The following is a 26,468-nucleotide window of genomic DNA, read 5'->3' as shown; positions in this document are numbered from 1 at the left end:
CGGGCGGCGAGGCGGGCGGCTGCGCCCACGGCGTACTCCAGGCCCGGCATGACGAGGCGGGCCCTGGCCAGATCGGGCTCGCGGGCCAGCAGCGCGTCCGCGTCGAAGCCCGTCTGGTATTCGGCCGGCACGACCCGAGCCAGGACGGACAGCCGCCCGACCAGCTCGTCGATGCCACGCCGGCTGATCACGTCGGGCTCCTCGACGACGACCACGCTGCCCGCCGGCAGTTCCTCGTCGAACCAACGCAGGGTGCCCAGCGAGGCCCCGACGACGATCATCTCGGCGGGGCCCAGGTCCAGGTCCAACGGTGCCTCCGTGCTGCGTACGCGGACGCCACAAGCCGGCGGGCCCTCGGGCCCGCCGGCTTGTCGACGATGGGTGGGTCGGCGCTACCGCGTCAGGCGCGGGTGACCTTGCCGGCCTTGATGCAGGAGGTGCAGACCTTCAACTTCTTGGTGGTGCCGCCACCGGCCGGGGTGCGCACCGACTGGATGTTCGGGTTCCAGCGGCGGTTGGTCCGCCGGTGCGAGTGGGACACGTTGTGGCCGAAGCCCGGCCCCTTGCCACAGACGTCGCACACGCTAGCCACGGGATACTCCTGGGATTGATACGTTCATGAGGTCGCCGCCAGGCGCAGCCCGGGCAACCTGGCCAGGTTACCCGATCCCCCCGTCGCCGCCCAACCGGGCCCCTGGTGACGCCGGGGCGGGGGCACTTCCGGCGCCGGTCGCCGCGATGCCGCCCGCCAGGTCGCCGACATCGTGGCGTCGCCCCCGGCGGGTGTCGGTGCGCGCCAGTAGGCTTCCCGACGTGCTGGACACCCTCGACGCCGCCGCGGTGCGCCGCTGGTGCGCGGGCGGGCTGGCCGCGCTGCGCCGGCACCAGGGCGAGATCGACGACCTCAACGTCTACCCGGTCCCCGACGGCGACACCGGCACCAACCTGGTGCTCACCCTCACCTCGGCCCAGCAGGCGCTCGCGATGGACCTGGCCACCCTGCCCGACGGCGGGTCCACCGCGCACGGGCACGCGCTGCGGCTGATGGCGCGCGGCGCGCTGCTGGGCGCCCGGGGCAACTCCGGGGTCATCCTGTCGCAGATCCTGCGCGGCCTCGCCGACACCCTGGCCGCCGCCCCGGCGGTGCGGGGCCGGCAGTTCGCCGCCGCGCTGGGCGACGCCACCGCCGCCGCCTACTCCGCCGTCGCCCAGCCCGTCGAGGGCACCGTGCTCAGCGTGGTCGCGGCGGCGGCCCGCGCGGCCGGCTCGGCCGACAGCGACGACCTGCCCACCGTCGTCCGGGTGGCGGCCGGCGCGGCGGCCGAGGCGCTGGCCCGCACGCCAGAGCAGTTGCCGGCGCTCGCCCGCGCGGGCGTGGTCGACGCCGGCGGCCGGGGGCTCTGCCTGCTGCTCGACGCGCTGGTCGAGGTGGTGACGGGCGAGAGCCCGCGCCGGCCCGCCCCCGCGCCCCGCCCGGTCCGCCCGCCGGCCACGGCCGCCCGCGAGACCGGCTCGACGGACTACGCGTACGAGGTGCAGTTCCTGCTCGACGCCGAGGCCGACGCGGTGGCCCGGATGCGGCAGACCCTCGCCGGGCTCGGCGACTCGCTGGTCGTGGTCGGCGACGGGGCCACCGACGCGGCGTCGGCCACCTGGAACGTGCACGTGCACGTCAACGACGTCGGCGCGGCGGTCGAGGCGGGGGTGGAGGCCGGCCGGCCGCACCGGATCTCGGTGACCCGCTTCGCCGACCAGCCGCCCGCCGCCCCGGCCGACGCCGTCGCGGCCCACGGCACGGCGGCACCGGCGGGCGACGGCCGGGCGGCAGTGGTGGTCGCCTCCGGGGCGGGCATCGCCGAGCTGTTCACGGGCGAGGGGGCGACGGTGGTGCCGGGCAACCCGTCCACCGGTGAGTTGCTCGACGCGATCCGCGCCACGGCCGCGGCCCGGGTGGTGGTGCTGCCCAACGACCCGAACGCCCAGGCCGTCGCCAACGCCGCCGCGCGGGAGGCACACGCGCTGGGGGTGCGGGTCAGCGTGGTGCCGACCCGGTCGCCGGTGCAGGCGCTGGCCGCGCTCGCCGTGCGCGACCCGCAGCGCCGCTTCGCCGACGACGTGATCGCGATGGCCGAGGCGGCGGGGGCGTGCCGCTACGCCGAGGTCTGCTGGGCCAGCCGCGAGGCGCTCACCGTCGCCGGCCCGTGCCGCCCCGGCGACGTGCTGGCCCTCGTCGAGGGCGAGGTGCACCTGATCGGGGCCGACCTCGCCGACACCTGCACCGCCGTGGTCGACCGCATGCTCGGCGGCGGCGGGGAGTTGGTCACCCTGCTCTCCGGCGCGGACGCCCCCGAGGGTCTGGCCGACGCCGTCGCCGAGCACGTCGCGCGGCGCTGGCCGTTCGTGGAGGTCCAGGCCTACGCGGGGGGCCAGCCGCACTATCCGCTCCTGGTGGGGGTCGAATGACGACGACGTCCGAGCCGGCCACGGTCGACACGCCGCTGAAGAAGCTGGTCGGGGAGAAGACGGCCAAGGCCCTGGCCGCCCACCTCGACCTGCACACCGCCGGCGACCTGGTCCACCACTTCCCCCGCCGCTACGACGAGCGCGGCGAACACACCGACATCCGGTCGCTCGACGTCGGCGAGCAGGTCACCGTGCTGGCCCAGGTGCGGCGCACCGACGTGCGGCCGATGCGCCAGCGCCGGGGCAAGCTGCTGGAGGTCACCGTCGGCGACGACTCCGGCGGGGTGCTCACCTGCACCTTCTTCGGCAACCAGGCGTGGCGGGAGCGGGAGCTGCGCCCCGGCCGGTGGGGGCTGTTCGCCGGCAAGGTCACCGAGTTCCGGGGCAAGCGCCAGCTCAACGGCCCGGAATACGTGCTGCTCGGCGAGGGCGGCGACGGCGAGGCCGCCGCCAACGAGGAGGTCGAGGAGTTCGCCGGGGCCCTGATCCCGGTCTACCCGGCCGCCGCGGCGGTGCCGACCTGGGTGATCGCCCGCTGCGTGCGCGTGGTGCTGGACACCTTCACCCCGCCGGAGGACCCGCAGCCCGCCACCGTCCGGGCCACCCGCAACCTGATCGACCTCGGCACCGCCCTGCGCGAGATCCACCGGCCGTCGAGCAAGGAGGCCCTCTACCGGGCCCGCCGCCGGCTCAAGTGGGACGAGGCGTTCGCCGTGCAGCTCACCCTCGTGCAGCGCAAGCACCGGGCCGCCGCCTGGCCGGCCCGATCCCGGCCGCCGCGCCCCGGCGGGCTGCTCGACGCGTTCGACGCCCGGCTGCCGTACGAGCTGACCGGCGGCCAGCGGGCCGTCGGCGCGGAGATCGCCGCCGACCTGTCCACCGCCCACCCGATGCACCGCCTGTTGCAGGGCGAGGTCGGCTCGGGCAAGACGGTGGTGGCGCTGCGGGCGATGCTCCAGGTGGTCGACGCCGGGGGCCAGGCCGCCCTGCTCGCCCCGACCGAGGTGCTCGCCGCCCAGCACCACCGGGGCATCCTCGACCTGCTCGGCCCGCTCGCCCGGGCGGGAGAGCTGGGCGCCGCCGACGGGGCCACCTCGGTGGAGCTGGTCACCGGCTCGCTGGGCGCGGCGGCCCGCCGCCGGGCCCTCGCCGAGGTCGCCGCCGGCCGGGCCGGCATCGTGCTCGGCACCCACGCCCTGCTCTACGAAGGCGTCGACTTCGCCGACCTGGGCCTCGTCGTGGTCGACGAGCAGCACCGGTTCGGCGTGGAGCAGCGCGACGCGCTGCGCGCCAAGGCGGAGCAGCCGCCGCACGTGCTGGTGATGACCGCGACGCCGATCCCGCGCACCGTGGCGATGACCGTCTACGGCGACCTGGAGGTCTCCGCGCTCACCCAGCTCCCGCAGGGGCGCTCGCCGATCGCCTCGCACGTGGTGCCGGCCGCCGAGAAACCGGCGTTCCTCGACCGGGCCTGGCGCCGGGTGCGCGAGGAGGTCGCCGCCGGCCACCAGGCGTACGTGGTGTGCCCCCGGATCGGGGATGCGGGGTCGGGTGGCTCGGGGTCCGGGTCGGAGGAGGAGCCGCCCCGGGAGGACGACAACGGCCGGCGGCCCCCGCTCGCGGTGACCGAGGTCGCCCCGCTGCTCGCCGAGGGGCCGCTGCACGGGCTGCGGATCGGGATCCTGCACGGGCGGCTGCCCGCCGACGAGAAGGACGCCGTGATGCGCGCCTTCGCCGACGGCGAGCTGGACGTGCTGGTCGCCACGACCGTCATCGAGGTCGGCGTCAACGTCCCCAACGCCACCGTGATGATCGTGCTGGACGCCGACCGGTTCGGCGTCTCCCAGCTGCACCAGCTGCGCGGCCGGGTGGGTCGGGGCTCGGCGGCGGGGCTCTGCCTGCTGGTCACCGAGGCGGCCGAGGGCTCGTCGGCCCGGGAACGCCTCGACGCGGTGGCGTCCACCACGGACGGCTTCAAGCTCGCCGAGCTCGACCTGGAGCAGCGCCGCGAGGGCGACGTGCTCGGGGCGACCCAGTCCGGCCGGCGCTCGCACCTGCGGCTGCTGTCCCTGCTGCGCGACACCGACCTGATCCGCGACGCCCGCGCCGAGGCGATCGCGCTGGTGGAGGACGACCCGGAGCTGGCCCGCCATCCTGCGCTGGCCGCCTCGGTGGCCGCCCTGGTCGACGCCGAACGCGCGGAGTACCTGGAAAAGGGCTGACTTCGCGTTGGTCCCAGGCCGATGATCGACTCCATGTCGGCGACATGGCGGTATCAGCGGGGCCCGGATACCGCCATATCGCCGACATGACAGCCCGCCACCCGCCACCCAGACGCGAGGCACCCGCCACCCGCCGACCGTCACCAGACACACGGCGAGGGCGCGCCGACCGGGTGGTCGACGCGCCCTCGCAGGTGCGTCAGATCAGTTCAGGCCGTGGCCCGATCAGGCGGTGAAGCGGATCCGCCGACGACGGGCCATCACGAAGAGCACCGCGCCGACCGCGAGCAGGGCCACCGCGCCGGCGGCGATGCCGCCGGCCGCCGCGCCGGTCACGGGGAGGCCACCCTCCTGGTCGCCGCCGCCGGAGCCGCCCTCCTCGCCGTCCTCGCAGTCCTTCGGCTGCTCCCACTTGATCGCCTCGCCGGAGGCGAGGTCACCGGTGACGGTCACGGTCAGGCCCGGGCTCGCCGGGAAGGTGACGGTGACGTCGCGGCCGGCCTCGACCGTGACGGTCTTCGGCTCGCCGGTGCTCGGGGTGAAGGTCGAGGTGAGGGTCGCGCCGTTCTCCGGGTTGGCGATCCGGAAGATCAGCTCGTCGCAGGTCGACTCGTAGCCGCCGTCGGGCTCGCCGACCTCGGGCTCCTGGCAGTCCTCGGGCTTGGCCCAGCCGCCGGTGAAGTCCTCCATGCCGGGGGCGGTGACCTTGAGTTCCTGCGCCTGGCCGGGGTTCAGCTTGCGGGTCTCGATCTTGCGCATCGGCACGGAGACGGTCTCGGTGTAGCCGCCGCTGCCGGTGATGGTGAACGCCGCCGCCGCGTTGCCGCTGCGGTTGACCAGGGTCAGCTCGACGTTGCCCTCGCAGTCGGACTCGGCGATGACCTCGGGGGCGGGGCTGCAGGTCTCGGAACCGCCGTTGTACCAGGCCTCCTGGGGCTTGCCCGTCGACTGGGAGCCGGGGGCCTTGGGGCTGCCGACCTTGCGGTGGCCGTACCGCGAGCCGTTGTCGGTGAGCGGGTCGATGATCTCGTCACCGAAGACGAAGTCGACCTGGGTGTAGCACTGCGGAACCTCGACCTTGAAGTCGAGGGTGGCCACGCCCAGCTCGCCCGCGCCGACGCCGGTGAACTTCTTGACCGACTTGTCCAGCACGTACTGGGGGAAGGCGACCTTCGCCGACGGGGCGACGTAGGACACCAGCGCGAAGGACTGCTCCTGGCCCTCGCAGAGCGGGCCGTTGACCAGCGTGATGCTGGCCTCGCCGCGCTTGCCCTTGAAGGTGTGCGTGTAGCGGGCGTCGGCCGCGCTGACGCAGGCCGGCCCCTCCGGGGCGGGCGAGGTCGGCGTGACGGTCGGACTGGGCGACGCCGTGGCGGTCGCCGACGCCGACGGCGAAGGGCTGGTCGCCAGGGCCGGCGACGAGGCCGCGAACGCCGTGGCGAGGCCGGCCAGGGCGGCGGCGGCCACGACGAGCGGCCGCCGTGGCGACAGCTTGGGACGGATCACGCGTACTCCCGGGGTGAAGAAACGTCAGGGCGCGGCGCGGGCAACGGCGGTCAGCGGTCGCGGCCGGTGAGGCGCGCCCGCGACGACGCCTCCCGGCGCCGGGTGGGCCGGCGGAGCGCAGCCGGCACCCGGCAGACCCTAGCGAGAACGCGCCGACCGTTACAGCGCTCAGATAGCCCTAAGGGTGATGTTATCAATTTGAGATCATTGATATACGAAACGTGATCATATCGAGACGATGGTGGTACACACGGTGCCGCCCGCCCCGGCGCCGGCGTCGCGTAGCGTCGGGGCATGAGCAGGAGCAGTCGGTGACCCGGATCGTCGCCGGGACGCTCGGCGGCCGGCGCATCGCCGCGCCACCCGGCGCCGGAACCCGGCCCACCTCCGACCGGGTCCGGGAGGCGCTGTTCAGCGCCGTGCAGGCCGACGTCGACCTGGCCGGGGCGCGCTTCGCGGACCTGTACGCCGGATCCGGCGCCGTCGGCCTGGAGGCGCTGTCCCGGGGGGCGGCGCACGTCCTGCTGGTCGAGTCCGACCCGCGCGCCGCCCGCGTGGTGCGGGAGAACATCGCCGCGCTGCGGGCCGCCCCGGCCGCGCGGCTGGTCACCGGCAAGGTCGCCACCGTGCTGGCGGCCGGCCCGGACGGCGGGCCATACGACGTGGTCTTCGCCGACCCTCCGTACGCCGTACCCGATGCCGACGTCACCGCGATGCTGGCCGCGCTGGTCGACGGCGGCTGGCTGGCGGCGGACGCCCTCGTGGTGGTGGAGCGCTCCAGCCGGAGTGGCCCGGTCGGCTGGGTGGAGGGCGTCACTGCCGAGCGCAGCCGCCGCTACGGCGAGACCACCCTTTGGTACGGTCGCCGATCATGAGACGTGCGGTGTGTCCCGGCTCTTTCGACCCGGTCACCAATGGACACCTCGACATCATCGGGCGGGCCGCCCGGCTCTTCGACGAGGTGATCGTCGGCGTGCTGGTCAACCAGTCCAAGAGCGGCCTGTTCACCGTCGAGGAGCGGATCGAGATGCTCCGCGAGGTCACCTCCTCGTACGACAACGTGCGGGTCGCGTCCTTCCGGGGCCTGCTGGTCGACTTCTGCCGGGCCCAGCGGGCCAGCGTCCTGATCAAGGGCCTGCGGGCGGTCAGCGACTTCGACTACGAGCTGCAGATGGCCCAGATGAACATCGGCCTGGCCGGCGTCGAGACGCTGTTCATGCCGACCAACCCGCTCTACTCCTTCCTCTCCTCCAGCCTGGTCAAGGACGTGGCGAAGTGGGGCGGCGACGTCTCCGCCCACGTCCCCGACCTGGTCCGCGAGGCCCTCCAGGTCCGGCTCGGCCCGCCGCCGCGCCCCTGACCGGCGGAGCGACGACCCCGGCCCGACCGGCGGCCGACGACCTGGACGGCGGGGCGTGACGACCGGTTCGGCCGCCGGCCGGCGACCTGGACGGCGGGGTGTGAAGACCCCGCCCGGCCGCGACACGGCGCCCTGACCGGCCGCGACACGACGCGCCGGGCGGGGTGGATCGGCGGGCGGTGGCCGGGGCGCGACATGATGGTTCGAGCGGGAACCCGGCCGTAGCCCGCATCATGTAGGTCGGCCGACGACGACAGGAGTGAGGTACCGGTGGACCCGCTCGACCGCATCGACGAACTGATCGCCATGGTGGAGCAGGCCCGCTCCGTCCCGATGTCGCGGAACAACTGCATGGTCGACCGGGGCGAGATGATCGCCGCGCTCGACGAGCTGCGCGCCGACCTTCCCGCCGATCTGCGCCGGGCGGCGGCCCTGCTGGGGGAGCGGGACAAGATCATGGAGGCCGGCAAGCGGGAGGCCGACCGGATCATCAGCGAGGGTGAGGCGGAACACGCCCGCCTGGTGTCGGTGAACGAGATCACGGTCTCGGCCGAGCACGAGGGCGCCCGGATCATCGCCGAGGCCCGCGCCGAGGCGCAGCGGCTGCGCGAGGAGGTCGACGACTACGTCGACACCGCGCTGGCCAACTTCGAGCAGTTCCTCACCCGGGCGCTGGCCTCCATCGAGCGCGGGCGGGACAAGATGCACGCGCTGCGCGAGATCGGCACCTTCGGTGGGGACGAGGCGGAGCGCCCGTTACCCTTCTGAGCGGCACCTCAGCAGCCGACAGGCGGGGCGGGCGTCGCCCCCGGTTCGACGGTCCGGCGGTCGTCCAGGTAACCTTTTTTGTCGGCCTCTCACCGGCCGGAGTCTGACTATGCCCAAACACTCGCCTTCATCACTCAACCCCAAGGCGCCGCTGGTCCTCGACACGAGGGACCTGCCGCGTCGCCCTGGCGCGTTGCGTACGCTCCGGCGGGTCGTCCCGGCACCGAAGGACCTCGGCGTGGAGTTGATCGGCGTGCCGGAGGGCGCGGACCTCGACCTCGACCTGAGGCTGGAGTCGGTGTCCGAGGGGGTGCTCGTCTCCGGGACCGTGAGCGGTCGCGTCAAGGGCGAGTGCGGGCGTTGCCTGCGTGAGATCGACGACTCGGTGGCCGTGCCCGTCCAGGAGCTGTACGCGTACGAGAACAGCACCACGGACGCCACGACCGACGAGGACGAGGTGGGCCGGATGCAGGACGATCTGATCGACCTGGAGCCGGCGCTGCGGGACGCGGTGGTGCTCATGCTGCCGACCAACCCGCTCTGCCGGGAGGACTGCCCAGGGTTGTGCCCCGAGTGCGGGGTGCACTGGGACGATCTGCCGGCCGACCACAGTCACGAGCAGATCGACCCGCGTTGGGCGGGCCTGTCGCAACTGAACCGTACAGAGGAGTAGGAACCGTGGCCGTCCCGAAGCGCAAGATGTCGCGCAGCAACACCCGGTCCCGCCGGGCGAACTGGAAGGCGACCGTGGTGGCGACCACCGCCTGCCCGCAGTGCAAGTCCCCGAAGCTGCCGCACGCCGCGTGCTCCGTCTGTGGCACGTACAACGGCCGCCAGGTTCTCGAGGTCTGACCTGGACGCCGAGTGACGCCCCCGACCCCCGGTCGGGTGGCGCGCGCATCCTGGCGATCGCCCGGTGCCCCGGCTCCCGCCGTCGCCGGCCGGCCCGTTCCGGCCGGTGTCCCGCTGGAGCCGGGCACCGCGCGGATCGCCGTTGACCTCCTCGGCGGGGACGATGCTCCCGCCGTCGTGGTTGACGGCGCTCTGCGGGCCATGCGCGCCGACCCGGACCTGCACCTTCTGCTCGTCGGCCCCGCCGAGGTGGCCGACGAGCTGATCGGTGCGCTCGATCCGGCGCAACGCGCCCGGGTCACGGTCCGGCCGGTGCGCGCCGCCGTCGGCATGGCCGAGAACCCGGTCGCCGCCCGCGCCGACAGCACCGTACGCACGGCGGCCACCGCCGTCCGCGACGGCCTCGCCGACGCGATGGTCTCCGCCGGCTCCACCGGCGCGACCGTCACCGCGGCGGCGCTCGGCCTCGGCCGGTGGCCGCACGTGCGCCGGCCAGCCCTGGTCGCGACCCTGCCGGCGGTCGCCGGACCGGTGGTGCTGCTCGACGTCGGCGGCTCCCTGGAGCCGGGCCCCGCCACCCTCGCGCGGCACGCCGTGCTCGGCGCGGCCTACGCGGCCGTCGCGCACGGCGTGGTCGAGCCGCGCGTCGGGCTGCTGTCGGTGGGCACCGAGGCGGGCAAGGGGGACCGGCTGCGCCGCAGCGCCGACCCGGCGCTCGCCGCCGCGCCGCTGCCCTGCGCCGCGCGCTACGTCGGCCTCGTCGAGGGGTACGACATCGCCTCCGGCCTGCGCGCCGACGTGGTGGTCACCGACGGGTTCACCGGCAACGTGCTGCTGAAGGCGATCGAGGGCGCGTACGCGATGGCCGGCGGGCCCCCGCCCGGCGGCGGTGCCCCCCGGGCCGCCGCCCTGCTCGGGGTGGCCGGCACGGTGGTGGTCTGCCACGGCGCGGCCCGTGGCCAGGACGTCGCCTCCGGCATCGCCCTGGCCGCCCACCTGTGGCGTCGGCGGGCCACCGACACCGTCTCCGTGCTGCTCGGCGTCCCCGGCGGCGCCGGCCCGGCCGGGGTGGCCCCGGAGACCTCCGCACAGCCCGGTGACCACACCGAGCGCACCACCGACACCGAGGTGAGCCTGTGACCGCCCGTACCGTCCCGACCGGCCGCGTCGGCGCGCCGGCACCGGCGGGTGCGCCCGGCGCGCGCCGCCCGGTCGTGAACCGAGAGGTAACCGCATCATGACCATCGACAAGCGGCGGCGTGCGCCCATCGGTCACCTGGAGGCCGCCTTCGGGGTCTCGCTGGACGCGGAGCTGCTGGAGCGGGCGCTGACCCACCGCTCGTACGCGTACGAGAACGGCGGCCTGCCCACCAACGAGCGGCTGGAGTTCCTCGGCGACTCGGTCCTCGGCGTGGTGATCACGACCGCGTTGTTCCACAACCATCCCGACCTGCCGGAGGGCCAGCTCGCCAAGCTGCGGGCGAGTGTGGTCAACATGCGGGCGCTCGCGGACGTGGCACGGGGCCTGGGCCCGGACGGGCTCGGCGCGTACCTGCTGCTGGGCAAGGGCGAGGAGAGCACCGGCGGCCGGGACAAGGCGAGCATCCTCGCCGACACCCTGGAGGCCCTGCTCGGCGCGATCTACCTCCAGTACGGCCTGGACACCGCCGCGATCGTGATCCACCGGCTGTTCGACCCGCTGATGGCCGAGTCGGCCGGGCGGGGTGCCGCGCTGGACTGGAAGACGAGCCTCCAGGAGCTGACGGCCGCCCTCGGGCTGGGCGTGCCCGAATACCGTATCGAGGGCACCGGGCCGGACCACCTCAAGACGTTCACCGCCTGGGTGGTGGTCGCCGGCAACCGGTACGGCGGGGCGGAGGGGCGCAGCAAGAAGGAGGCCGAGCAGCGGGCCGCCGAGTCGGCCTGGCGGGAGCTGACCGCCCAGGCCGAACGGGACCGGGCCGAGCAGGCCGAGCGGGACCGGGCCGAGGCGGCACAACGGGAGCGGGTCGCCGCCGAGGCGTCGGACGGGCCCGTCGAGCCGGGCGCGGTCAACGGCACGGACGTCGTGGGCGTCGTCGAGGTCGACGCGGCGGGCGCCGTGGGTGCGTCGGCGCTGGTCGCCGCCGACGGTGAGCCCGCGGACGCCCCGACCGGCGGGCCCGCCGACGCCCCGGCGGCCGGCGAGGCGAACCGTGCCTGAGCTGCCCGAGGTCGAGACCGTCCGGCAGGGCCTGGCCCAGTGGGTCACCGGCCGCCGGATCGTCGGCGTCGAGGTGCGCCATCCCCGGGCGGTGCGCCGGCACCTGGCCGGGCCGGCGCACTTCGCCGACGTGCTCGCCGGGCGGACGGTGCTCGACGTGCGGCGGCGCGGCAAGTATCTGTGGCTGCCGCTGGACAGCGGCGACGCGATCGTCGGCCACCTCGGCATGTCCGGTCAGCTCCTGCTCCAGCCGGCGACGGCGGCCGACGAGCTGCACCTGCGGGTCCGGTTCCGGTTCGCCGACGACGGGCCCGAGCTGCGCTTCGTGGACCAGCGCACGTTCGGCGGGCTGGCGGTCTCCTCCGGCGGGGCCGAGCTGCCGCCCGAGATCGCGCACATCGCCCGGGACCCGATGGACCCGGAGTTCTCCGACAGCGCCTTCGTCGCCGCCCTGCGCCGGCGGCGCACGGAGGTGAAGCGGGCGCTGCTCGACCAGACCCTCGTCTCCGGGGTCGGCAACATCTACGCCGACGAGGCGCTGTGGCGGGCGAAGCTGCACGGGGCCCGGCCCACCGACCAGCTGACCGCGCCCGTCGCGCAGCGGCTGCTCGGCCACGTCCGGGACGTTCTCGGCGAGGCGATCAAAGAGGGCGGCACCAGCTTCGACGCCCTCTACGTCAACGTCAACGGCGAGAGCGGCTACTTCGACCGGGCGCTCAACGCGTACGGGCGGGAGGGCGAGCCGTGCCCGCGGTGCGGCGCGCCGCTGCGCCGGGAGGCGTTCATGAACCGCTCCTCGTACAGCTGCCCCCGCTGCCAGCCCCGGCCCCGGGCCGCGCTGCGGGGCTGACCCGCTCAGGGGCCGCCGGTCCCGCCCCGCGCCGGGGCCGGCGGGGCGTCCGGGCAGGCGTCCCGCCACGCGTCCAGCTCGCGCCGCTTCTGGATGGAGGCGAAGCCGTAGCCGAGGGTGGTCACGCAGAACTCGTCCGGGTCGCCCGTGTATTCGACGTGGAACACCGGCTTGCCGGCGTCCGCGAACGGCAGCAGCTTCGCGCACTGGCGCAGCCGGACGCACTCCTCGTTGACGGCGAAGTCGAAGTCCGGCGCGAGGGCGGTCACCTGCGCCACGTCCCCGAGCAGGCCGGGGGACAACTCCAGTGAGCGGGCCAGGGCGGCGGCCCGCCGGTTGAACCGCAGCTGGTCGTCGAAGTCCAGGTCGAAGCCGGTGGGGTGGGCGTAGCCGTCGGCGTCGGCGAGGGCCACCGCGCCGAAGCCCTTGCCCCGGCACAGCCGCAGCCGGTCGGCCAGGATGGGCTCCAGCACGTCCCACCGCCGCACGTCCACCCACCGGGTGCCGGGCGACCGGCCGGCCGCGCCGCCGACCTCCGGCGGGTACCGGTCGGCGTCCGGGTCGGTCCGCGCGTACGTCCCGACGCCGACCTGACAGACCAGCCGGCGGTCCCGGCCGCGCAGCGCCGCGGTCTCGGTGCTCGTGGTACGCACCGGGTCGAGCAGGAACACGTCCGCCTCGACCGTGGTGTCGAGCGGGCCGCTGAGCTGCCACTGCCAGCGCCAGTGCCGGGCCTGGCCGGGCGGCCACGGGGTGGGCGCGCCCGGCGGCGTCACCACGGCCCGGCAGCCGTACGCCGTCGTCAGCAGCGTCAGCGCGACGAGCAGGCGCAGCAGTCGGCGCGACGCGCGCCCGACGCGGGGCGACGGCGGCCCGATCCGCATCGGCAGCTCCGCAGGTCGCGGGCGGCGTCGAACCGCCCGGAGGCGGGTGCGCCCACCGGCCGCCCGCAGCGGACCGGCCGCCGGTCGCCCCGAGGCGAACCCGCCGCCCAGGGCACCGCCCCGGCGCGCCTCACCGGGTCAAACGAGCGTGGCCCCCGGGACGACTCGCCTCTCCCCGTCCCGGGGGCCACGCCCGGCCCGGGTCAGCGCGGCGTGCCGAAGTCCTGCGTCCAGTACGGCCCGTTGCTGTTGGCGACGCCGACGCCGATCTCGGTGAAGGAGCAGTTCAGGATGTTGGCGCGGTGCCCCGGGCTGTTCATCCAGGCGTCCATCACCGCGGCCGGGGTCTGCTGGTTCCACGCGACGTTCTCGCCGTACGCGCGCCAGGCGTAGCCGGCCCGGTCGAGCCGCTCGCCGACGTCGCTGCCGTCGCTGCCGTCGTGCGTCATCTTCCGGTGGTCGGCCTGGTCCTGGCTGTGCGCCTGGGCCGCCGCCATGAGCTTGTCGTCGATCTTCAGGGCACCGCACCCGGCCTTGGCCCGCTCCGCGTTGACCAGGTTGACGACCTCCTGCGCCTGCGCGCTCACGCCCGGCGCGGCGGCGACGCGGGGCGTGGCGGGGGCGCTGCTGCGCTGGTTGCTCCGCGACGCGGCGGTGGTCCGGCTGGGCTTCGGGGTCGGCTTGGCGGTCCGGCTCGGCGACGGCGACGGGCTGGCGCTGGTCGGCGAGGCGCTCGGCGAGGGCGTCGGCGACGGGCCGGCCGAGGTCGGGTCGGCCGGGTCGGCGGGCGCGGCGACCGGCGCGTCGGCCGCGGCCGGGTCGGTCCGTGGGGCGTCCCCGCCGGGCAGCACGAGGGCGCCGACCCCGAGGCTCACCACCAGGGTGGCCGCTGCGGCGGCGCCACCGATCAGCAGCGGGCGCGGGAGCCGACGGGCGGGCCGGTGCCGCCCCTCGCCGCTGCCCGCGGCGGTGTCGGCGCGGCGGGCAGCGAGGTCGGCCGGCTGCCCGGCGGCCGGCGTGGCCGAGCCCACGGCCGGGCCGGCGACGACCGGGCCTTCGACGATCGGGAGCGCCCGGGTGTGCTCGGCCGCCGGGACCGGCTGGCCGGCCGGATACCACTGGTCGGAGGCCCGTTCCGGCGCGTGCCACCGATCGCCCGGTGGTTCCGGCGACTGCCACTGTCCGCTCGGCTGTTCCGGGGAGTGCCATTGCCCGCTCGGCCGTTCCGGTGCGTGCCATTGCCCGTTCGGCTGTTCCGGCGAGTGCCACCGGGCGGTGGGTTCGCCCGCCCACGGCCGGTCGGCCGGCGGCGCAGGGGGCTGGTCGGTGTGCCGTTGGTCACTCGGCTGGTCCGGTTCGTCCCCGAACAGGTAGGTCGACCGTGGTGCCGGGCGGTCGGTCAGCCAGGCCGGCTCGTCGGCCGGGGGCTCCTGGCGCCACCGCGCGCCCTCCGGGTCGTTCGGGTCGGTCCAGCCGTACACGCCTGTCGCCTCCATGGGTCGGTTGCGGGCCGGGGTGACCGTACGGGCGCGCCGCAAGCTGCGGCAACGTGGCTAAGAAAGAGTTAAGACGAAAGCGGTTCGCGTGGGGTGAGTTCCGTTGTTCCCGGGCGTACAGTTAACGCGTCCGGACAGAGCGTGTCCGCGCCTTGTGGCAGCCACCGACAAGCGGCCCGGCCGACGTGAAGATGATCTACGGCCTGCGGTAACTTGACGAATGAGGGGTTGTCGGCTCAATATGTAGGTGTCGCCAGTCGCGCCCGGTCGTGCCCAGAATCGCTGGGAATGACAGCCGCGAACGAGTGGGCGCGCGTTGGTCCGGCCTTTCCGGCAGCGCATATCAAGGAGTCAGCATGGCGAAGGCCCTCTACGGCCACGTAGGTGCAGCGCCCGATCGGCGTCTGCTCGACGAGGTCACCCGACTGCGGTCCAGGGTTCAGGCTCTGGAGTTCGAGATCACGCGCCTGCGCGCCGAGAACGATCGGCTTGCGGCGGCTGCGGCGGAGGCGGACGACCTCCTCCGTCTGGCCGAGCCGGCGCTGACCTGATCTCCAGTAGGTCCGACAACTGAATCGCACCACGCAGAAATCGCGCGCCGACACTTATGTGCCGGCGCGCAGCCATGTCCGGGGCAATTTCCCCTACCATTTTCTGATCTTGAATAATTGATCAAGCTCTGCCTCGGCCGAGGCCGTCCGATCCGTACCGGGAAAACCGGCACGCGGCGTCCCGGCCGGCCGCCGACGCCGGCCCGGGGCGGGTCGCGTGCCCGAGCGCCGGCGAGACCGGGTTAGTCTGCGGGTTCACCAGGTCCGCGCAGCCCACGACGCTCGGCGGCCACCGGACGAGGATCGAGAAGGTGTATCTCAAGAGCCTGACGGTGAAGGGGTTCAAGTCCTTCGCCTCCGCGACGACGCTGAAGCTGGAGCCGGGGATCACCTGCGTGGTCGGCCCGAACGGCTCCGGCAAGTCCAACGTCGTCGACGCCATCGCCTGGGTGCTCGGTGAGCAGGGCGCCAAGGCGCTGCGCGGCGGCAAGATGGAGGACGTCATCTTCGCCGGCACCGCCGGGCGGGCCCCGCTGGGCCGGGCCGAGGTCACCCTCACCATCGACAACACCGACGGCGCGCTGCCCATCGAGTACACCGAGGTCTCCATCACCCGCCGGATGTTCCGCTCCGGCGAGAGCGAGTACGAGATCAACGGCGACTCCTGCCGCCTGCTCGACATCCAGGAGCTGCTGTCGGACTCCGGCATCGGCCGGGAGATGCACATCATCGTCGGCCAGGGCCGCCTCGACGGGATGCTGCACGCCAAGCCGGAGGACCGGCGGGCGTTCATCGAGGAGGCGGCCGGCGTCCTCAAGCACCGCAAGCGCAAGGAGAAGGCGCTGCGGAAGCTCGACGCGATGCAGACCAATCTCAACCGCCTGACCGACCTCACCGCCGAGCTGCGCCGCCAGCTCAAGCCGCTGGGCCGGCAGGCCGAGGTGGCCCGCCGCGCCGCCGCGATCCAGGCCAACCTGCGCGACGCCCGGCTGCGGCTGCTCGCCGACGACCTGCACACCCTGCGCGCCACCCTGGACCGGGAGATCGCCGACGAGAGCGCCGCGCGGGAGCGACGCCAGGAGGTCGAGGCGGAGCACACCGAGGTGCAGGGCCGGCTCGGCGAGCTGGAGGCCGCCCTCGCCGAGGACGCGCCGCTGCTCGCCGCTGCCCAGGACACCTGGTACAAGCTCTCCGCGCTCTCCGAGCGGTTCCGCTCCGTCGAGCAGCTCGCCCGCGAGCGGCTGCGCCACCTCACCGCCACGCCCGACGACGAGCGCCCCGGCCGCGACCCCGACCAGCTGGACGCCGAGGCGGAGCGGGTCCGCGAGCAGGAGGAGGAGCTGCGCGGCGCGCTCACCGACGACCAGATCCGCCTCGCTGAGGCCGTCGAACAGCGGCAGGAGCTGGAACGGCAGCTCGCCGCCGCCGAACGGGAGCTGGTCGCCGCCGCGAAGGCGATCGCCGACCGGCGCGAAGGGCTGGCCCGGCTCACCGGCCAGGTCAACTCCGCCCGCGCCCGCACCACCAGCGCGGGGGAGGAAATCGAGCGGCTCGCCGCCGCGCACGCCGACGCCCTCGCCCGCGCCGAGCAGGCGCAGGCCGACCTGGACGCCGTCGCCGAGCAGTCCACCGAGGCCGACCGGGACAACGCCGACCTCGACGACCGGCACGCCGAGGCCGTCGCCGCCCAGGAGCGGGCGCAGGCCGCCGCCCGGTCGCTCGCCGACGCGGAACGGGCCGCCGAGAAGGAAGCCGCCACGCAGAAGGCCCGCGAGGAGGCGCTCGCCATCGGCCTGCGCCGCAAGGACGGCGCGGGGGCGCTGCTGGCCCGCGCCGGCGAGGTGCCCGGCCTGCTCGGCAGCCTCGCCGGGCTGCTCACCGTCGCCCCCGGCCACTCCGCCGCGCTCGCCGCCGCGCTGGGCGGGCTCGCCGACGCGGTCGCGGTCACCGGCGTCGACGAGGCCGTCGAGGCGATGCGGCTGCTCAAGATCTCCGACGCCGGGCGGGCCGGCCTGCTCGTCGGCAGCCCCGCCGGGCCGGGCATGACCGGCGGCGCCGACGCCCTGCGCCCGAAGCTGCCCGCGCACGCCCGCTGGGCCCCCGACCTGGTCGAGTGCTCCGCCGAGCTGCGCCCCGCCGTGCACCGGGCGCTGCGCGACGTGGCCGTCGTCGACGACCTCGCCGCCGCCGCCGAGCTGGTCGCCGACAACCCGGAGCTGCGCGCGGTCACCCCCGACGGCGACGTCGTCGGGGCGTACGCGGCGGCCGGCGGGTCGGCGAAGGCACCCAGCTTCATCGAGGTGCAGGCCGCAGTCGAGGAGGCCCGGGGCAACCGGCTCGCCGCCGAGCGCACCGCCGCCGAGCTGCGCGAGCAACTCGTCGAGGCGCGCGCCGAGGTCGCCGCCGCCAAGGAGGCCGTGCAGCACGCCGCCGCCGCGAAGCGGGAGGCCGAGAGCCACCGCAACGCCGCCGCCCGCCGGCTGGCGGAGCTGGGCGCCGCCGCCCGGTCGGCGAAGGCGGAGACCGACCGGCTCGGCGAGTCCCGCGCCCGCGCCGAGGCGGCCCGGGAACGGGACCTCGCCGCTCTGGCCGAGCTGGAGGAGCGGCTGCGGCTGGCCGAGGCCACCCCGATCGACGCCGAGCCGTCCACGGACGAACGCGACCAGCTCGCCGCGATGGTGCCGCAGGCCCGGCAGAACGAGATGGAGGTCCGGCTCGCCGTGCGTACCGCCGAGGAGCGGGTTTCCTCGATCGCCGGCCGGGCCGACTCGCTGCGCCGGCAGGCCGCCGCCGAGCGGGCCGCGCGGGAACGCGCGGCGGCCCGGCGCGCGGCCCGCGCCCGGGGCGCGACCATCGCCCGCGCGGTGGCCGGCGGCGCCCGCGAGGCGCTGGCCCGGCTCGCCGTGTCGATCGCGCGGGCCGAGGAGCACCGCGACGCCGTGGCGCGCGAGCGGGCCGCCCGCGAGGCCGAGCTGTCCGAGGTACGCGGCGCGGCGAAGCGCCTCGGCGCGGAGCTAGAGCGGCTGACCAGCCAGGTGCACCGGGACGAGGTGGCCCGCGCCGAGCAGCGGCTGCGCATCGAGCAGCTGGAGGCCAAGGCCGCCGAGGACTTCGGCCTCGACGTGGAGACGCTGCTCGCCGAGTACGGCCCGACGCAGCCCGTACCCCCGACCCAGGCCGACGTGGCGGCGGCCGAGCGGGACGGGCTGCCGGTGCCCGAGCCGGTCCGCTACGAGCGGCCGGTGCAGGAGAAGCGGGCCGCGAAGGCGGAACGCGAGCTGACCCTGCTCGGCAAGGTCAACCCCCTGGCGCTGGAGGAGTTCGCCGCGCTGGAGGAGCGCTACAAGTTCCTCTCCGAGCAGCTGGAGGACCTCAAGGCCACCCGCCGGGACCTGCTGACCGTGGTCAAGGACGTCGACGAGCGCATCCTGGAGGTCTTCGCCAGCGCGTTCGCCGACACCGCGCGGGAGTTCGAGCAGGTCTTCACGGTGCTCTTCCCCGGCGGCGAGGGGCGGCTGATCCTCACCGACCCCGAGGACCTGCTCACCACCGGCGTGGAGGTGGAGGCCCGGCCGCCCGGCAAGAAGATCAAGCGGCTGTCGCTGCTCTCCGGCGGCGAGCGGTCGCTGACCGCCGTGGCGATGCTGGTGGCGATCTTCCGGGCCCGGCCCAGCCCCTTCTACATCATGGACGAGGTCGAGGCGGCCCTCGACGACGTCAACCTGGGCAGGTTGATCACGCTGCTGGCACAGTTGCGGGAGAAGAGTCAGCTGATCGTCATCACCCACCAGAAGCGGACGATGGAGATCGCCGACGCCCTCTACGGGGTGACCATGCGCAGCGGGGTCACCCAGGTGATCAGCCAGCGGCTCAACCGGGCCGAGGGTGAGCAGGGGCCGCCCGCCCGCGCCGCCGTCGACGGCGGCACCGTGCGGGACGGCGACGACGACCAGCGGCACGGCCGCGGCGAGGAGAAACAGTAGTGGCTCGGGAACGCGCGACGGCGCTCCTGGTGGATCTCGACGGGGTGCTGCGGCGCTGGGACCCGGCGGTCGCCGCCGGCGTGGAACGGGACTACGGCCTAGCCGAGGGGGTGCTCACCGAGATCGCCATGCACTGGGGACGCCTCCAGCCGGTGCTCACCGGCCAGGTCAGCCACGCCGACTGGGTCGCCAGCGTCGCCGACGCGCTGGCCGACTCGGCCGGCGGCGAGCAGCGCGCCCGCGCCGCCGTGGAGCAGTGGCAGCGCTACCGGGGCGAGGTCGACCCCGACGTGCTGGCGTTCGTGCGCGAGGTGCGGGCGGCCGGCGTACGGGTCGGGCTCGGCACCAACGGCACCGACCTGCTCGACACCGATCTCGCCGCGCTGGGCCTGACCGACGAGCTGGACGTGGTGGTCAACTCCTCCGTCGTCGGGGTACACAAGCCGGCGAAGGAATACTTCCAGGCCGCCTGCGCGGCGCTGGACACCCCGCCGGCCCGGGTGCTGTTCGTCGACGACGAGGACTGGGCGATCCGGGGCGCGCGGGCGGCCGGGCTGTCGGCGTACCGGTGGGACGGGCCGTCAGGGCTGCGCTACCTGCGGGCGGCCCTGGCGTACTGAGCGGTCGTCCCGGGGCCGGCGGGCTGCCGGCCCCGGGTTCTGTCACTCGCCGGCCCCGGGGGCCGTCACTCGCCGGTCACGCCGTCGATGCGTTCCCGGATCAGGTCGGCGTGGCCGTTGTGCCGGGCGTACTCCTCGATCATGTGCAGGTAGACCCAGCGCAGGCTGAACGTGCGCTTCTTGGGCCCGACCTCGGTGAACGTCTCGTCGAGGGAGCGGCCCGCCGCGGCGGCGCGGGCGAGGCCGACCTCCCGGTGGTAGACGGCGAGGTCGGCCTCGGCGTCGGCGGCGCTGACGTCGTGGTCGGCGTCGGGGTTCTCCGGCGTGAAGTACGGGTAGTCGACGCGCTGCCCGGCGAAGCACTCCCGGAACCACCACGCCTCCACCTCGGCCAGGTGCCGCACCAGGCCGAGCAGGCTCAGCCCGGACGGCTCGACGCTGGGCGTGCGCAACTGCTCGGCGGTCAGCCCGGCGCACTTGAGCAGCAGGGTCTGCCGGTGGTAGTCCAGCCAGCCGTCGAGCATGGTGCGCTCGTCGCCGACGAACGGGGCGTCGCTGCGGGTGGTCTGCGGTGCTCTCCAGGTCATCCGCCCATCCTGGCGGGTACCCCCGACAGCGGGCCACCGCATTGCGCCGCCGTCCGGCGCGACGCGGGGTGTTAGGAAGGGGCCCTTCCTATACAGAAAGCGTTAACAGGGGGCCCTTCCTTGCACCTCAGTCGAGGGCGTCGTTGAAGCGGCGCAGCAGGCGGCCGAAGTCCTCCACGTCCCGTCTCGACCAGCTCTCCACTATGCGCCGGAACATGGCCAGCCGGGTCGCCCGGGCGGCGTCGAACCGGCGCTGCCCCTCCTCGGTCAGGGTGAGCCGCCACGCCCGGCGGTCCTCCGGCTCGGGCTCCCGGCGCACCAGCCCGAGCGCCTCCAGGCCGTTGATCTGCCGGCTGAGCGTCCCCTTGCTGATCCCGAGCCGGGCCGACAGGTCGGTCAGCCGGGTCGCGTCCGACCGGCGCAGCCACAGCAGCAGCCCGTACGCGTTCTGGTCCAGGTCGGGGTGCACCTCGCGGGCGACCTCGAAGGAGAGCGAGCGGCCCCGGCGCAGCAGCGCGGTCAACTCGTGCTCGACGAACCGCAGGATCTCCGGGGAATGATCGTCCACGCCGCAAGGGTACGGGCGCGACGGGCTCAGCCCTCGGAGGCGAGCCGCCTTCGGAACACCGTTCGCAGGTGCCCGTCGCCGGTGGTGCCCTCGATCGTCACGTCGGCGGTGCGTCCGGTGTGGGCGAGGGTGGCCACCGCGTTGCCGAAGTACGGGCCGGCCAGCTTGCGCCAGCGCACGCTCGGGCGGCGTACCCCGGCGCAGCGGGCCAGCGCGCGGGTGGCCCCGGCCGGCCCCGGCGACCAGCCCAGCCGCATCAGCGGGCGCATCGCCGCCGGCACCTGGTTGTGGATCGGCGAGCAGGTGAGCTGGTGCACGGGGGTGTGCACCGCCGGGTCGGGGAAACGGGCCCGGGCCACGTACGAGTGGTGCACGTCGCCCGACAGCACGCTGATCGACGCCGGCGGCGGGTACGCCGGCCCCGCGCCGACCCGGTCGCCGGTGTGCCCGGCCGGGCCGCTGCCCAGCCGCGCGAAGAGCGCGCCGAGGGCGTCGAAGGAACGGCGGAACGCCGCCCAGTGCTCCAGGTCGAGCGCCCGGCGCAGCCGCTCGGCGAACCCGGCCACCCAGCGGTGCCGGGAGTCGGCGAGCTTCTCGTTCCACGCCTCCACGTGGTGGATGCCCGGCGGCAGCAGCCAGGGCAGCGACGCGCCGACGACGAGGTGGTCGTAGACGCCGTGCGCCCGGTCGAGGAACCAGGACCACTCGCCGGGCGGCAGCATCGCCCGGTTGCCCCGCTCCAGCACCCGGCTGCACCGGTTGTCGAGCATCACCAGCCGCGTGCGCCCCAGGTCCAGGGCGTAGCTCCACTGGTACTGCACCGCGCGCCAGCGTTCGGTGTCGTGCGCCTCGTCGGCCTCCCTGTCGACCCGGGCGCCGAACTCGCGCAGCACCTCGGTGGCGTCCGACGCGGCGGCGGTGACCTTCCGGTAGACGGGGTCGGCGGCGATCTCGTCGGGGTCGAGGTTGCCCAGGTGCTGGTAGACCCAGTAGGAGGCCAGGCCGCTGCCGATCCGCTCGGCCCACCAGGGCTGGGCGCGCATGTCGTCGCGCCACGACGCGGAGGTGTTCCAGTCGTCGATCACCTCGTGGTCGTCGAAGATCATCACGCTGGGCACGGTCGAGAACAGCCAGCGGATCTCCGGGTCGCGCCACGACTCCAGGTAGAGCTTGGTGTATTCGTCGAAGCTGACCACCTGCGTCGCCGGGGCGCCCTCCGGCCGCCTGCGACGCCGCTTGAGCAGCCGCCGCACCGTCGGCGAGGTCTCGTCGGCGTAGACCTGGTCGCCGAGCAGCACCAGCAGGTCGGGCTGGGCGTCGGCCCGGCCCGGGTCGGCCATCAACCGCCGGGCGTACGCGTCGAGCGCGTCCGGGGGGAGCTTGCGGGCGGTCGAGTGCTGGGTGGTCTCCCGGCAGGAGCCGAAGACCAGGCGCACCGGCTGGTCCCGGTCGTCGGCGGCGCGGGTGCGGATCACGCTGGGCGGGAAGGCGGACCGGGGCTCCGGCCAGGCGACCTCGTCGTCGACCAGCACCTCGTACGTCGTCGCGCTGTCGGGGGTGAGCCCCTCGACGACGACGAGCGCGTAGTGGTGGTCGTACGCGGAGAAGGTGGTCGCGACCCCCTCGGCGCCGTCGGCCGTGCGGACCCGGACCGTCGCGGGCGCGCTGGTCTCCACCCAGACGGTGGCCCGCGTGCCGACGACCCGGCGCAGCAGCGGGCCGATGAGCAGGCGGGGAGCCGGCATGGGGAACCTCCAGGAGACGAGACGATCTCATCATTTCTACCCGGTCGGCCGTCGCGCCACCCCTGGCCGCCGCGAGCGTACCCGCAGCTCGCACCCCCGTCGGTAGCGGTGGCTGGGACGTCGTCGCCGGCATCTGACAGGATTTCGGCATGACGGAATACCTCCTCATCGCGCTCGCCCTGCTCGGCGTGCTGATCCTCGGTGGCCTCGGGCTGGTGGTGCCGCGGCTGCGCCGGCGCCCGCAACCGCCGCTGCCGGAGACGGAGGTGGACACCCGGGCCGGGCAGGACCTCGCCGGGCCGCCCGTCGAGGCGCCGGAGGCGGACCTCGCCACGGGGATCCTGGTCGAGCCCCCGCCCGTGGTGGAGGCGCCGCCCGCCGTCGAGGTGCCCGAGCCGACCGCCGGCCGGCTGGTGCGGCTGCGGTCCCGGCTGTCCCGTTCGCAGAACGCCTTCGGCAAGGGCCTGCTCGGCCTGCTCAGCCGGGACCGGCTCGACGAGGACACCTGGGAGGAGATCGAGGACAGCCTGATCACCGCCGACGTCGGCATCGACTCGACCCGCCAGATCGTCGACCGGCTGCGGGAGCGGACCCGGGTGCTGGGCACCCGCACCGTCGACGAGCTGCGTGCCCTGCTCGCCGCCGAACTGGTCGACGCCCTCGACCCGACCCTGGACCGGTCGCTGCGCACCGCGCCGTCCGACGGGGTGCCGGCGGTGGTGCTGGTGGTCGGCGTCAACGGGGCCGGCAAGACCACCACCTGCGGCAAGATCGCCCGGGTGCTGGTCGCCGACGGCCGCAGCGTGCTGCTCGGCGCGGCCGACACGTTCCGCGCCGCCGCCGCCGACCAGTTGGAGACGTGGGGCGGCCGGGTCGGCGCGGAGACCGTCCGCGGCCCGGAGGCCGCCGACCCGGCCAGCGTGGCGTTCGACGCGGTGAAGCGCGGCATCGACACCGGCGTCGACACGGTGCTGATCGACACCGCCGGCCGGCTGCAGAACAAGGTCGGCCTCATGGACGAGCTGGGCAAGGTCAAGCGGGTCGTGGAGAAGCACGGGCCGATCGACGAGACCCTGCTGGTGCTCGACGCCACCACCGGCCAGAACGGCCTGGAGCAGGCCCGGGTCTTCACCGAGGTGGTCAACGTGACCGGCGTGGTGCTGACCAAGCTCGACGGCACCGCCAAGGGCGGCATCGTCATCGCCGTGCAGCGCAAGCTCGGCATCCCCGTCAAGCTGGTCGGGCTCGGCGAGGGCAAGGACGACCTCGCCCCGTTCGACCCGGCGCAGTTCGTCGACGCGCTGCTCGGCACCGAGCCGCTCGCCCGCGACGCGTAACCTCGCAGTGACCAGTGACGATCGCGCCTACGCCGGGTGGCGCGAGGACCGCCACCCCGCGCCGGGCCTCGGGAGACCGTACGTGACTTCGCAGGAGATCCCGCTGCACGGCGGGAACGTCAGCACCGTCGTCCGGGTCGGCGACACCGTCCGGCGCAACGCCGGCCCGTGGACGCCGTCCGTGCACGCCCTGCTGCGCCACCTGGAGTACGTCGGGTTCACCGGCGCGCCCCGGGCGCTCGGCATGGACGAGCGCAACCGGGAGGTCCTGTCGTACCTGGAGGGGGAGTGCGGGGAATACCCGCTGGCCCCGCACTGGGTCACCGACGAGGCGCTGGTGACGGTCGCCACCATGCTGCGGATGTTCCACGACGCCCAGTACGGTTTCGCCCCGCCGCCCGGGGCGGTGTGGCGCTCGTTCGGCCCGCCGCCGCCGGACACCGAGGTGATCTGCCACCACGACGCCGCCCCGCACAACGTGATCTGGCGGCCGGACGGCACCCTCGGGCTGATCGACTTCGACCTCGCCTCGCCGGGCGCGCGGATCTACGACGTGGCGTACGCGGCGTGGACCTGGGTGCCGATCTTCTCCGACCGGGACTCGATCACGCTCGGCTGGCGGCACCCGGACCGGCCGCGCCGGCTGCGGCTGTTCGCCGACGCGTACGGGCTGATCCCGCGCGACCGGCACCGGCTGGTGCGCACGATCCGCAAGCGCGTCGTGGACCACGTGGAGGGGATCCGCCGGATGGCCGCCGCGGGTGAGCCGGCGTTCGTCCGGATCGTGCACAAGGGTCACCTCCGCCGCCCGATGCGCGATCTGCGCCTGTTGGACTACGAACGGCACGCGTTGGAGTACGCGCTGCGCTGAGCCCCGCCCCGTCCGGCGGTCGTGAGGTTTTCTTCACACGTCCGAAACACAGCGTCACGGGCCGGAAATCGCGTGGTGACGCTGAAGGAAACAGGAGGCGACCAAGCTTCCGCGCAACCGGCGTACGGGCGACGCTGCCCCGGAAGCCGCGAAGGAGGGAACTTCACCTTTAGGAGGCCAGCGTGCCTGAAGCACCGACGATCGACGGCGGCAACACCGTTTGGCTGCTGGTTTCGACCGCGCTTGTGCTGCTCATGACGCCCGGACTGGCGCTGTTCTACGGCGGGCTCAACCGGGCCAAGGGCGTGCTCAACATGATGATGATGAGCTTCTCCGCCATTGGGCTCATCTCTGTTCTGTGGTGGTTCTACGGTTTCAGCGTCGCCTTCGGGACCGACGTGAACGGCTTCTGGGGCGACCCGGGGGCGTACCTCGGCACCAAGACCTTCCTGGCCGAGACCGACCTGTGGGGCGCCACGGCGGAGAACCCCAGCGGCATCGGGGTCCCGCTCTACGTGTTCATGGCGTTCCAGATGGTCTTCGCGGTGATCACCGTCGCGCTGATCAGCGGCGCGATCTCCGACCGGGCCAAGTTCGGCGGCTGGCTGCTGTTCGCCTTCGGGTGGGCCACGCTGGTCTACTTCCCGGTCGCCCACTGGGTATGGGGCGGCGGCATCATCGGCGGTGACATCCACGCGCTGGACTTCGCCGGTGGCACCGCCGTGCACATCAACGCCGGCGCGGCGGCCCTGGCCGTGGCGCTGGTGCTCGGCAAGCGGCTCGGCTGGCCCCGCGAGGGCATGAAGCCGCACAACATCCCGCTGGTCGCGCTCGGCGCGGGCCTGCTCTGGTTCGGCTGGTTCGGGTTCAACGCCGGCTCGGAGCTGACCGTCGACTCGGTCGCCGGCCTCGCCTTCATCAACACCCAGCTCGCCACCGCCGCGGCGGTGCTCGGCTGGCTCGCGGTGGAGTGGATCAAGGACAAGAGGCCGACCATGGTCGGTGCGTCCTCCGGCGCGGTCGCCGGTCTGGTCGCCATCACCCCGGCCTGTGGCTTCATCGCCCCCTGGGCCGCGGTCCTGCTCGGCATCGTCGCCGGTGCGGTCTGCGCGCTCGCCATCGCCCTGAAGTACAAGCTGGGCTACGACGACTCCCTCGACGTGGTCGGCGTGCACTTCGTCGGTGGCTGGATCGGCTCGCTCTGGCTCGGCCTGTTCGCCACCAACTCGGTCAACTCCGCGATCACCGACGTGGTCGGCGCCTCCGACGGCCTGTTCTACGGCGGCGGGGTCACCCAGCTCGGCCGCCAGGCCATCGCCGGCCTGATCGTGACGGTCTGGTCCTTCGGGGTCGCCTGGCTGCTCGCCTTCGCGATCGAGAAGACGATCGGCTTCCGCCTCAAGCCCGAGGCCGAGGTCGAGGGCATCGACCTCGCCGAGCACGCCGAGAGCGGTTACGACCTCTCCGTGGCCGGTGGCAGCGGCGGCGGCAGCGCGTTCGCGCTCGCCGGGATCGGGACGCCGGCGGGCGCCGCCGGCACCAAGCCGGCCTCGGACGAGTCCGAGCCGGTCAGCGAGAAGGTCGCCGGTTAACGTTCCTGGG

At 74.5% G+C, this 26,468-nt stretch carries 21 protein-coding genes and 3 pseudogenes; 16 read left to right on the top strand and 8 right to left on the bottom strand.

Going from position 1 to position 26,468, the window contains the following annotated elements; all coding sequences use genetic code 11:
* Together LPA42_RS23260 and rpmB are read right to left on the bottom strand one after the other, a co-directional pair.
* A pseudogene (locus tag LPA42_RS23260) lies at positions 1 to 308 on the bottom strand (biotin carboxylase); the annotation flags it as partial.
* 92 nt (positions 309 to 400) lie between these two features.
* Positions 401 to 592, bottom strand: a complete 192-nt coding sequence (rpmB, locus tag LPA42_RS23255; RefSeq protein ID WP_007075181.1) for a 50S ribosomal protein L28 — start codon at positions 590 to 592, stop codon at positions 401 to 403.
* Between the two features lie 221 nt (positions 593 to 813).
* Between rpmB and LPA42_RS23250 the strand changes: the two genes are divergently transcribed.
* Both LPA42_RS23250 and recG read left to right on the top strand, forming a co-directional pair.
* Entirely contained in the window at positions 814 to 2,463 is a 1,650-nt protein-coding gene (locus LPA42_RS23250) for a DAK2 domain-containing protein (protein WP_077936606.1), read from the top strand.
* Entirely contained in the window at positions 2,460 to 4,685 is a 2,226-nt protein-coding gene (recG, locus tag LPA42_RS23245; RefSeq protein WP_077936607.1) for an ATP-dependent DNA helicase RecG, read from the top strand. Before LPA42_RS23250 ends, recG begins: the two co-directional genes overlap by 4 nt.
* Positions 4,686 to 4,910: 225 nt before the next feature.
* Here recG and LPA42_RS23240 read toward each other — a convergent pair whose 3' ends face one another.
* Positions 4,911 to 6,191, bottom strand: a complete 1,281-nt coding sequence (locus LPA42_RS23240) for a hypothetical protein (RefSeq protein ID WP_077936608.1) — start codon at positions 6,189 to 6,191, stop codon at positions 4,911 to 4,913.
* Between the two features lie 311 nt (positions 6,192 to 6,502).
* Between LPA42_RS23240 and rsmD the strand changes: the two genes are divergently transcribed.
* The 8 genes and pseudogenes from rsmD (at position 6,503) to mutM (ending at position 12,224) form a co-directional block, all read left to right on the top strand.
* A complete protein-coding gene (gene rsmD, locus LPA42_RS23235) occupies positions 6,503 to 7,066 on the top strand; it encodes a 16S rRNA (guanine(966)-N(2))-methyltransferase RsmD (RefSeq protein ID WP_077936609.1) in 564 nt (187 codons plus the stop codon).
* Positions 7,063 to 7,551 carry a pantetheine-phosphate adenylyltransferase gene (coaD, locus tag LPA42_RS23230; protein ID WP_043962312.1) on the top strand — a complete coding sequence of 163 codons (489 nt, stop codon included), beginning with the start codon at positions 7,063 to 7,065 and terminating at the stop codon, positions 7,549 to 7,551. The genes rsmD and coaD overlap by 4 nt, the downstream gene beginning before the upstream one ends.
* Before the next feature lie 270 nt (positions 7,552 to 7,821).
* A complete protein-coding gene (locus LPA42_RS23225; RefSeq protein ID WP_043962313.1) occupies positions 7,822 to 8,319 on the top strand; it encodes a hypothetical protein in 498 nt (165 codons plus the stop codon).
* Positions 8,320 to 8,428: 109 nt separating this feature from the next.
* Positions 8,429 to 8,992 carry a DUF177 domain-containing protein gene (locus tag LPA42_RS23220; protein ID WP_043962314.1) on the top strand — a complete coding sequence of 188 codons (564 nt, stop codon included), beginning with the start codon at positions 8,429 to 8,431 and terminating at the stop codon, positions 8,990 to 8,992.
* Positions 8,993 to 8,997: 5 nt separating this feature from the next.
* Positions 8,998 to 9,171: a 50S ribosomal protein L32 gene (rpmF, locus tag LPA42_RS23215; protein ID WP_043962315.1), complete on the top strand. Its 174-nt coding sequence runs from the start codon at positions 8,998 to 9,000 to the stop codon at positions 9,169 to 9,171.
* Positions 9,172 to 9,285: 114 nt separating this feature from the next.
* Positions 9,286 to 10,311, top strand: a complete 1,026-nt coding sequence (locus tag LPA42_RS23210; RefSeq protein ID WP_077936622.1) for a phosphate acyltransferase PlsX — start codon at positions 9,286 to 9,288, stop codon at positions 10,309 to 10,311.
* Between the two features lie 97 nt (positions 10,312 to 10,408).
* Positions 10,409 to 11,128 (top strand): annotated as a pseudogene (gene rnc, locus LPA42_RS23205) (ribonuclease III); the annotation flags it as partial.
* A gap of 238 nt (positions 11,129 to 11,366) precedes the next feature.
* Positions 11,367 to 12,224, top strand: a complete 858-nt coding sequence (gene mutM / locus LPA42_RS23200) for a bifunctional DNA-formamidopyrimidine glycosylase/DNA-(apurinic or apyrimidinic site) lyase (RefSeq protein ID WP_077936611.1) — start codon at positions 11,367 to 11,369, stop codon at positions 12,222 to 12,224.
* Positions 12,225 to 12,229: 5 nt separating this feature from the next.
* Here the strand turns inward: mutM and LPA42_RS23195 are convergent, their stop codons facing one another.
* Entirely contained in the window at positions 12,230 to 13,108 is an 879-nt protein-coding gene (locus LPA42_RS23195; protein ID WP_077936612.1) for an endo alpha-1,4 polygalactosaminidase, read from the bottom strand.
* A 203-nt stretch (positions 13,109 to 13,311) separates the two neighbouring features.
* Entirely contained in the window at positions 13,312 to 14,604 is a 1,293-nt protein-coding gene (locus tag LPA42_RS23190) for a CAP domain-containing protein (RefSeq protein WP_077936613.1), read from the bottom strand.
* Positions 14,605 to 14,960: 356 nt separating this feature from the next.
* Between LPA42_RS23190 and LPA42_RS23185 the strand changes: the two genes are divergently transcribed.
* The 3 genes and pseudogenes from LPA42_RS23185 (at position 14,961) to LPA42_RS23175 (ending at position 19,758) form a co-directional block, all read left to right on the top strand.
* Entirely contained in the window at positions 14,961 to 15,155 is a 195-nt protein-coding gene (locus LPA42_RS23185) for a hypothetical protein (protein WP_036374707.1), read from the top strand.
* A 311-nt stretch (positions 15,156 to 15,466) separates the two neighbouring features.
* A pseudogene (smc, locus tag LPA42_RS23180) lies at positions 15,467 to 19,036 on the top strand (chromosome segregation protein SMC); the annotation flags it as partial.
* 101 nt (positions 19,037 to 19,137) lie between these two features.
* Positions 19,138 to 19,758, top strand: a complete 621-nt coding sequence (locus LPA42_RS23175; RefSeq protein WP_043962320.1) for an HAD family hydrolase — start codon at positions 19,138 to 19,140, stop codon at positions 19,756 to 19,758.
* 65 nt (positions 19,759 to 19,823) lie between these two features.
* Here LPA42_RS23175 and LPA42_RS23170 read toward each other — a convergent pair whose 3' ends face one another.
* The 3 genes from LPA42_RS23170 to LPA42_RS23160 all read right to left on the bottom strand — a co-directional run bounded on the left by LPA42_RS23170 (position 19,824) and on the right by LPA42_RS23160 (position 22,658).
* Positions 19,824 to 20,345: a DinB family protein gene (locus tag LPA42_RS23170; RefSeq protein ID WP_077936614.1), complete on the bottom strand. Its 522-nt coding sequence runs from the start codon at positions 20,343 to 20,345 to the stop codon at positions 19,824 to 19,826.
* Between the two features lie 127 nt (positions 20,346 to 20,472).
* Complete coding sequence (locus tag LPA42_RS23165) at positions 20,473 to 20,913, bottom strand: MarR family winged helix-turn-helix transcriptional regulator (protein WP_052503669.1); 441 nt, start codon at positions 20,911 to 20,913, stop codon at positions 20,473 to 20,475.
* A gap of 26 nt (positions 20,914 to 20,939) precedes the next feature.
* On the bottom strand, positions 20,940 to 22,658 hold the full coding sequence (locus tag LPA42_RS23160) for an alkaline phosphatase D family protein (RefSeq protein ID WP_077936615.1): 1,719 nt from the start codon (positions 22,656 to 22,658) through the stop codon (positions 20,940 to 20,942).
* A gap of 149 nt (positions 22,659 to 22,807) precedes the next feature.
* Here LPA42_RS23160 and ftsY point away from each other — a divergent pair, with 149 nt between their 5' ends.
* The 3 genes from ftsY (at position 22,808) to LPA42_RS23145 (ending at position 26,458) form a co-directional block, all read left to right on the top strand.
* Positions 22,808 to 23,995: a signal recognition particle-docking protein FtsY gene (gene ftsY / locus LPA42_RS23155; RefSeq protein WP_077936616.1), complete on the top strand. Its 1,188-nt coding sequence runs from the start codon at positions 22,808 to 22,810 to the stop codon at positions 23,993 to 23,995.
* A gap of 7 nt (positions 23,996 to 24,002) precedes the next feature.
* Positions 24,003 to 24,866, top strand: a complete 864-nt coding sequence (locus tag LPA42_RS23150) for an aminoglycoside phosphotransferase family protein (protein WP_176734053.1) — start codon at positions 24,003 to 24,005, stop codon at positions 24,864 to 24,866.
* Positions 24,867 to 25,048: 182 nt separating this feature from the next.
* Positions 25,049 to 26,458 carry an ammonium transporter gene (locus LPA42_RS23145; protein ID WP_077936617.1) on the top strand — a complete coding sequence of 470 codons (1,410 nt, stop codon included), beginning with the start codon at positions 25,049 to 25,051 and terminating at the stop codon, positions 26,456 to 26,458.
* Positions 26,459 to 26,468: the final 10 nt, after the last annotated feature.

It is taken from the genome of Micromonospora sp. DH13, from assembly GCF_020873825.1.
GTDB classification, from domain to species: domain Bacteria; phylum Actinomycetota; class Actinomycetes; order Mycobacteriales; family Micromonosporaceae; genus Micromonospora; species Micromonospora haikouensis.
This window is presented reverse-complemented; position numbering and strand designations above follow the sequence as displayed.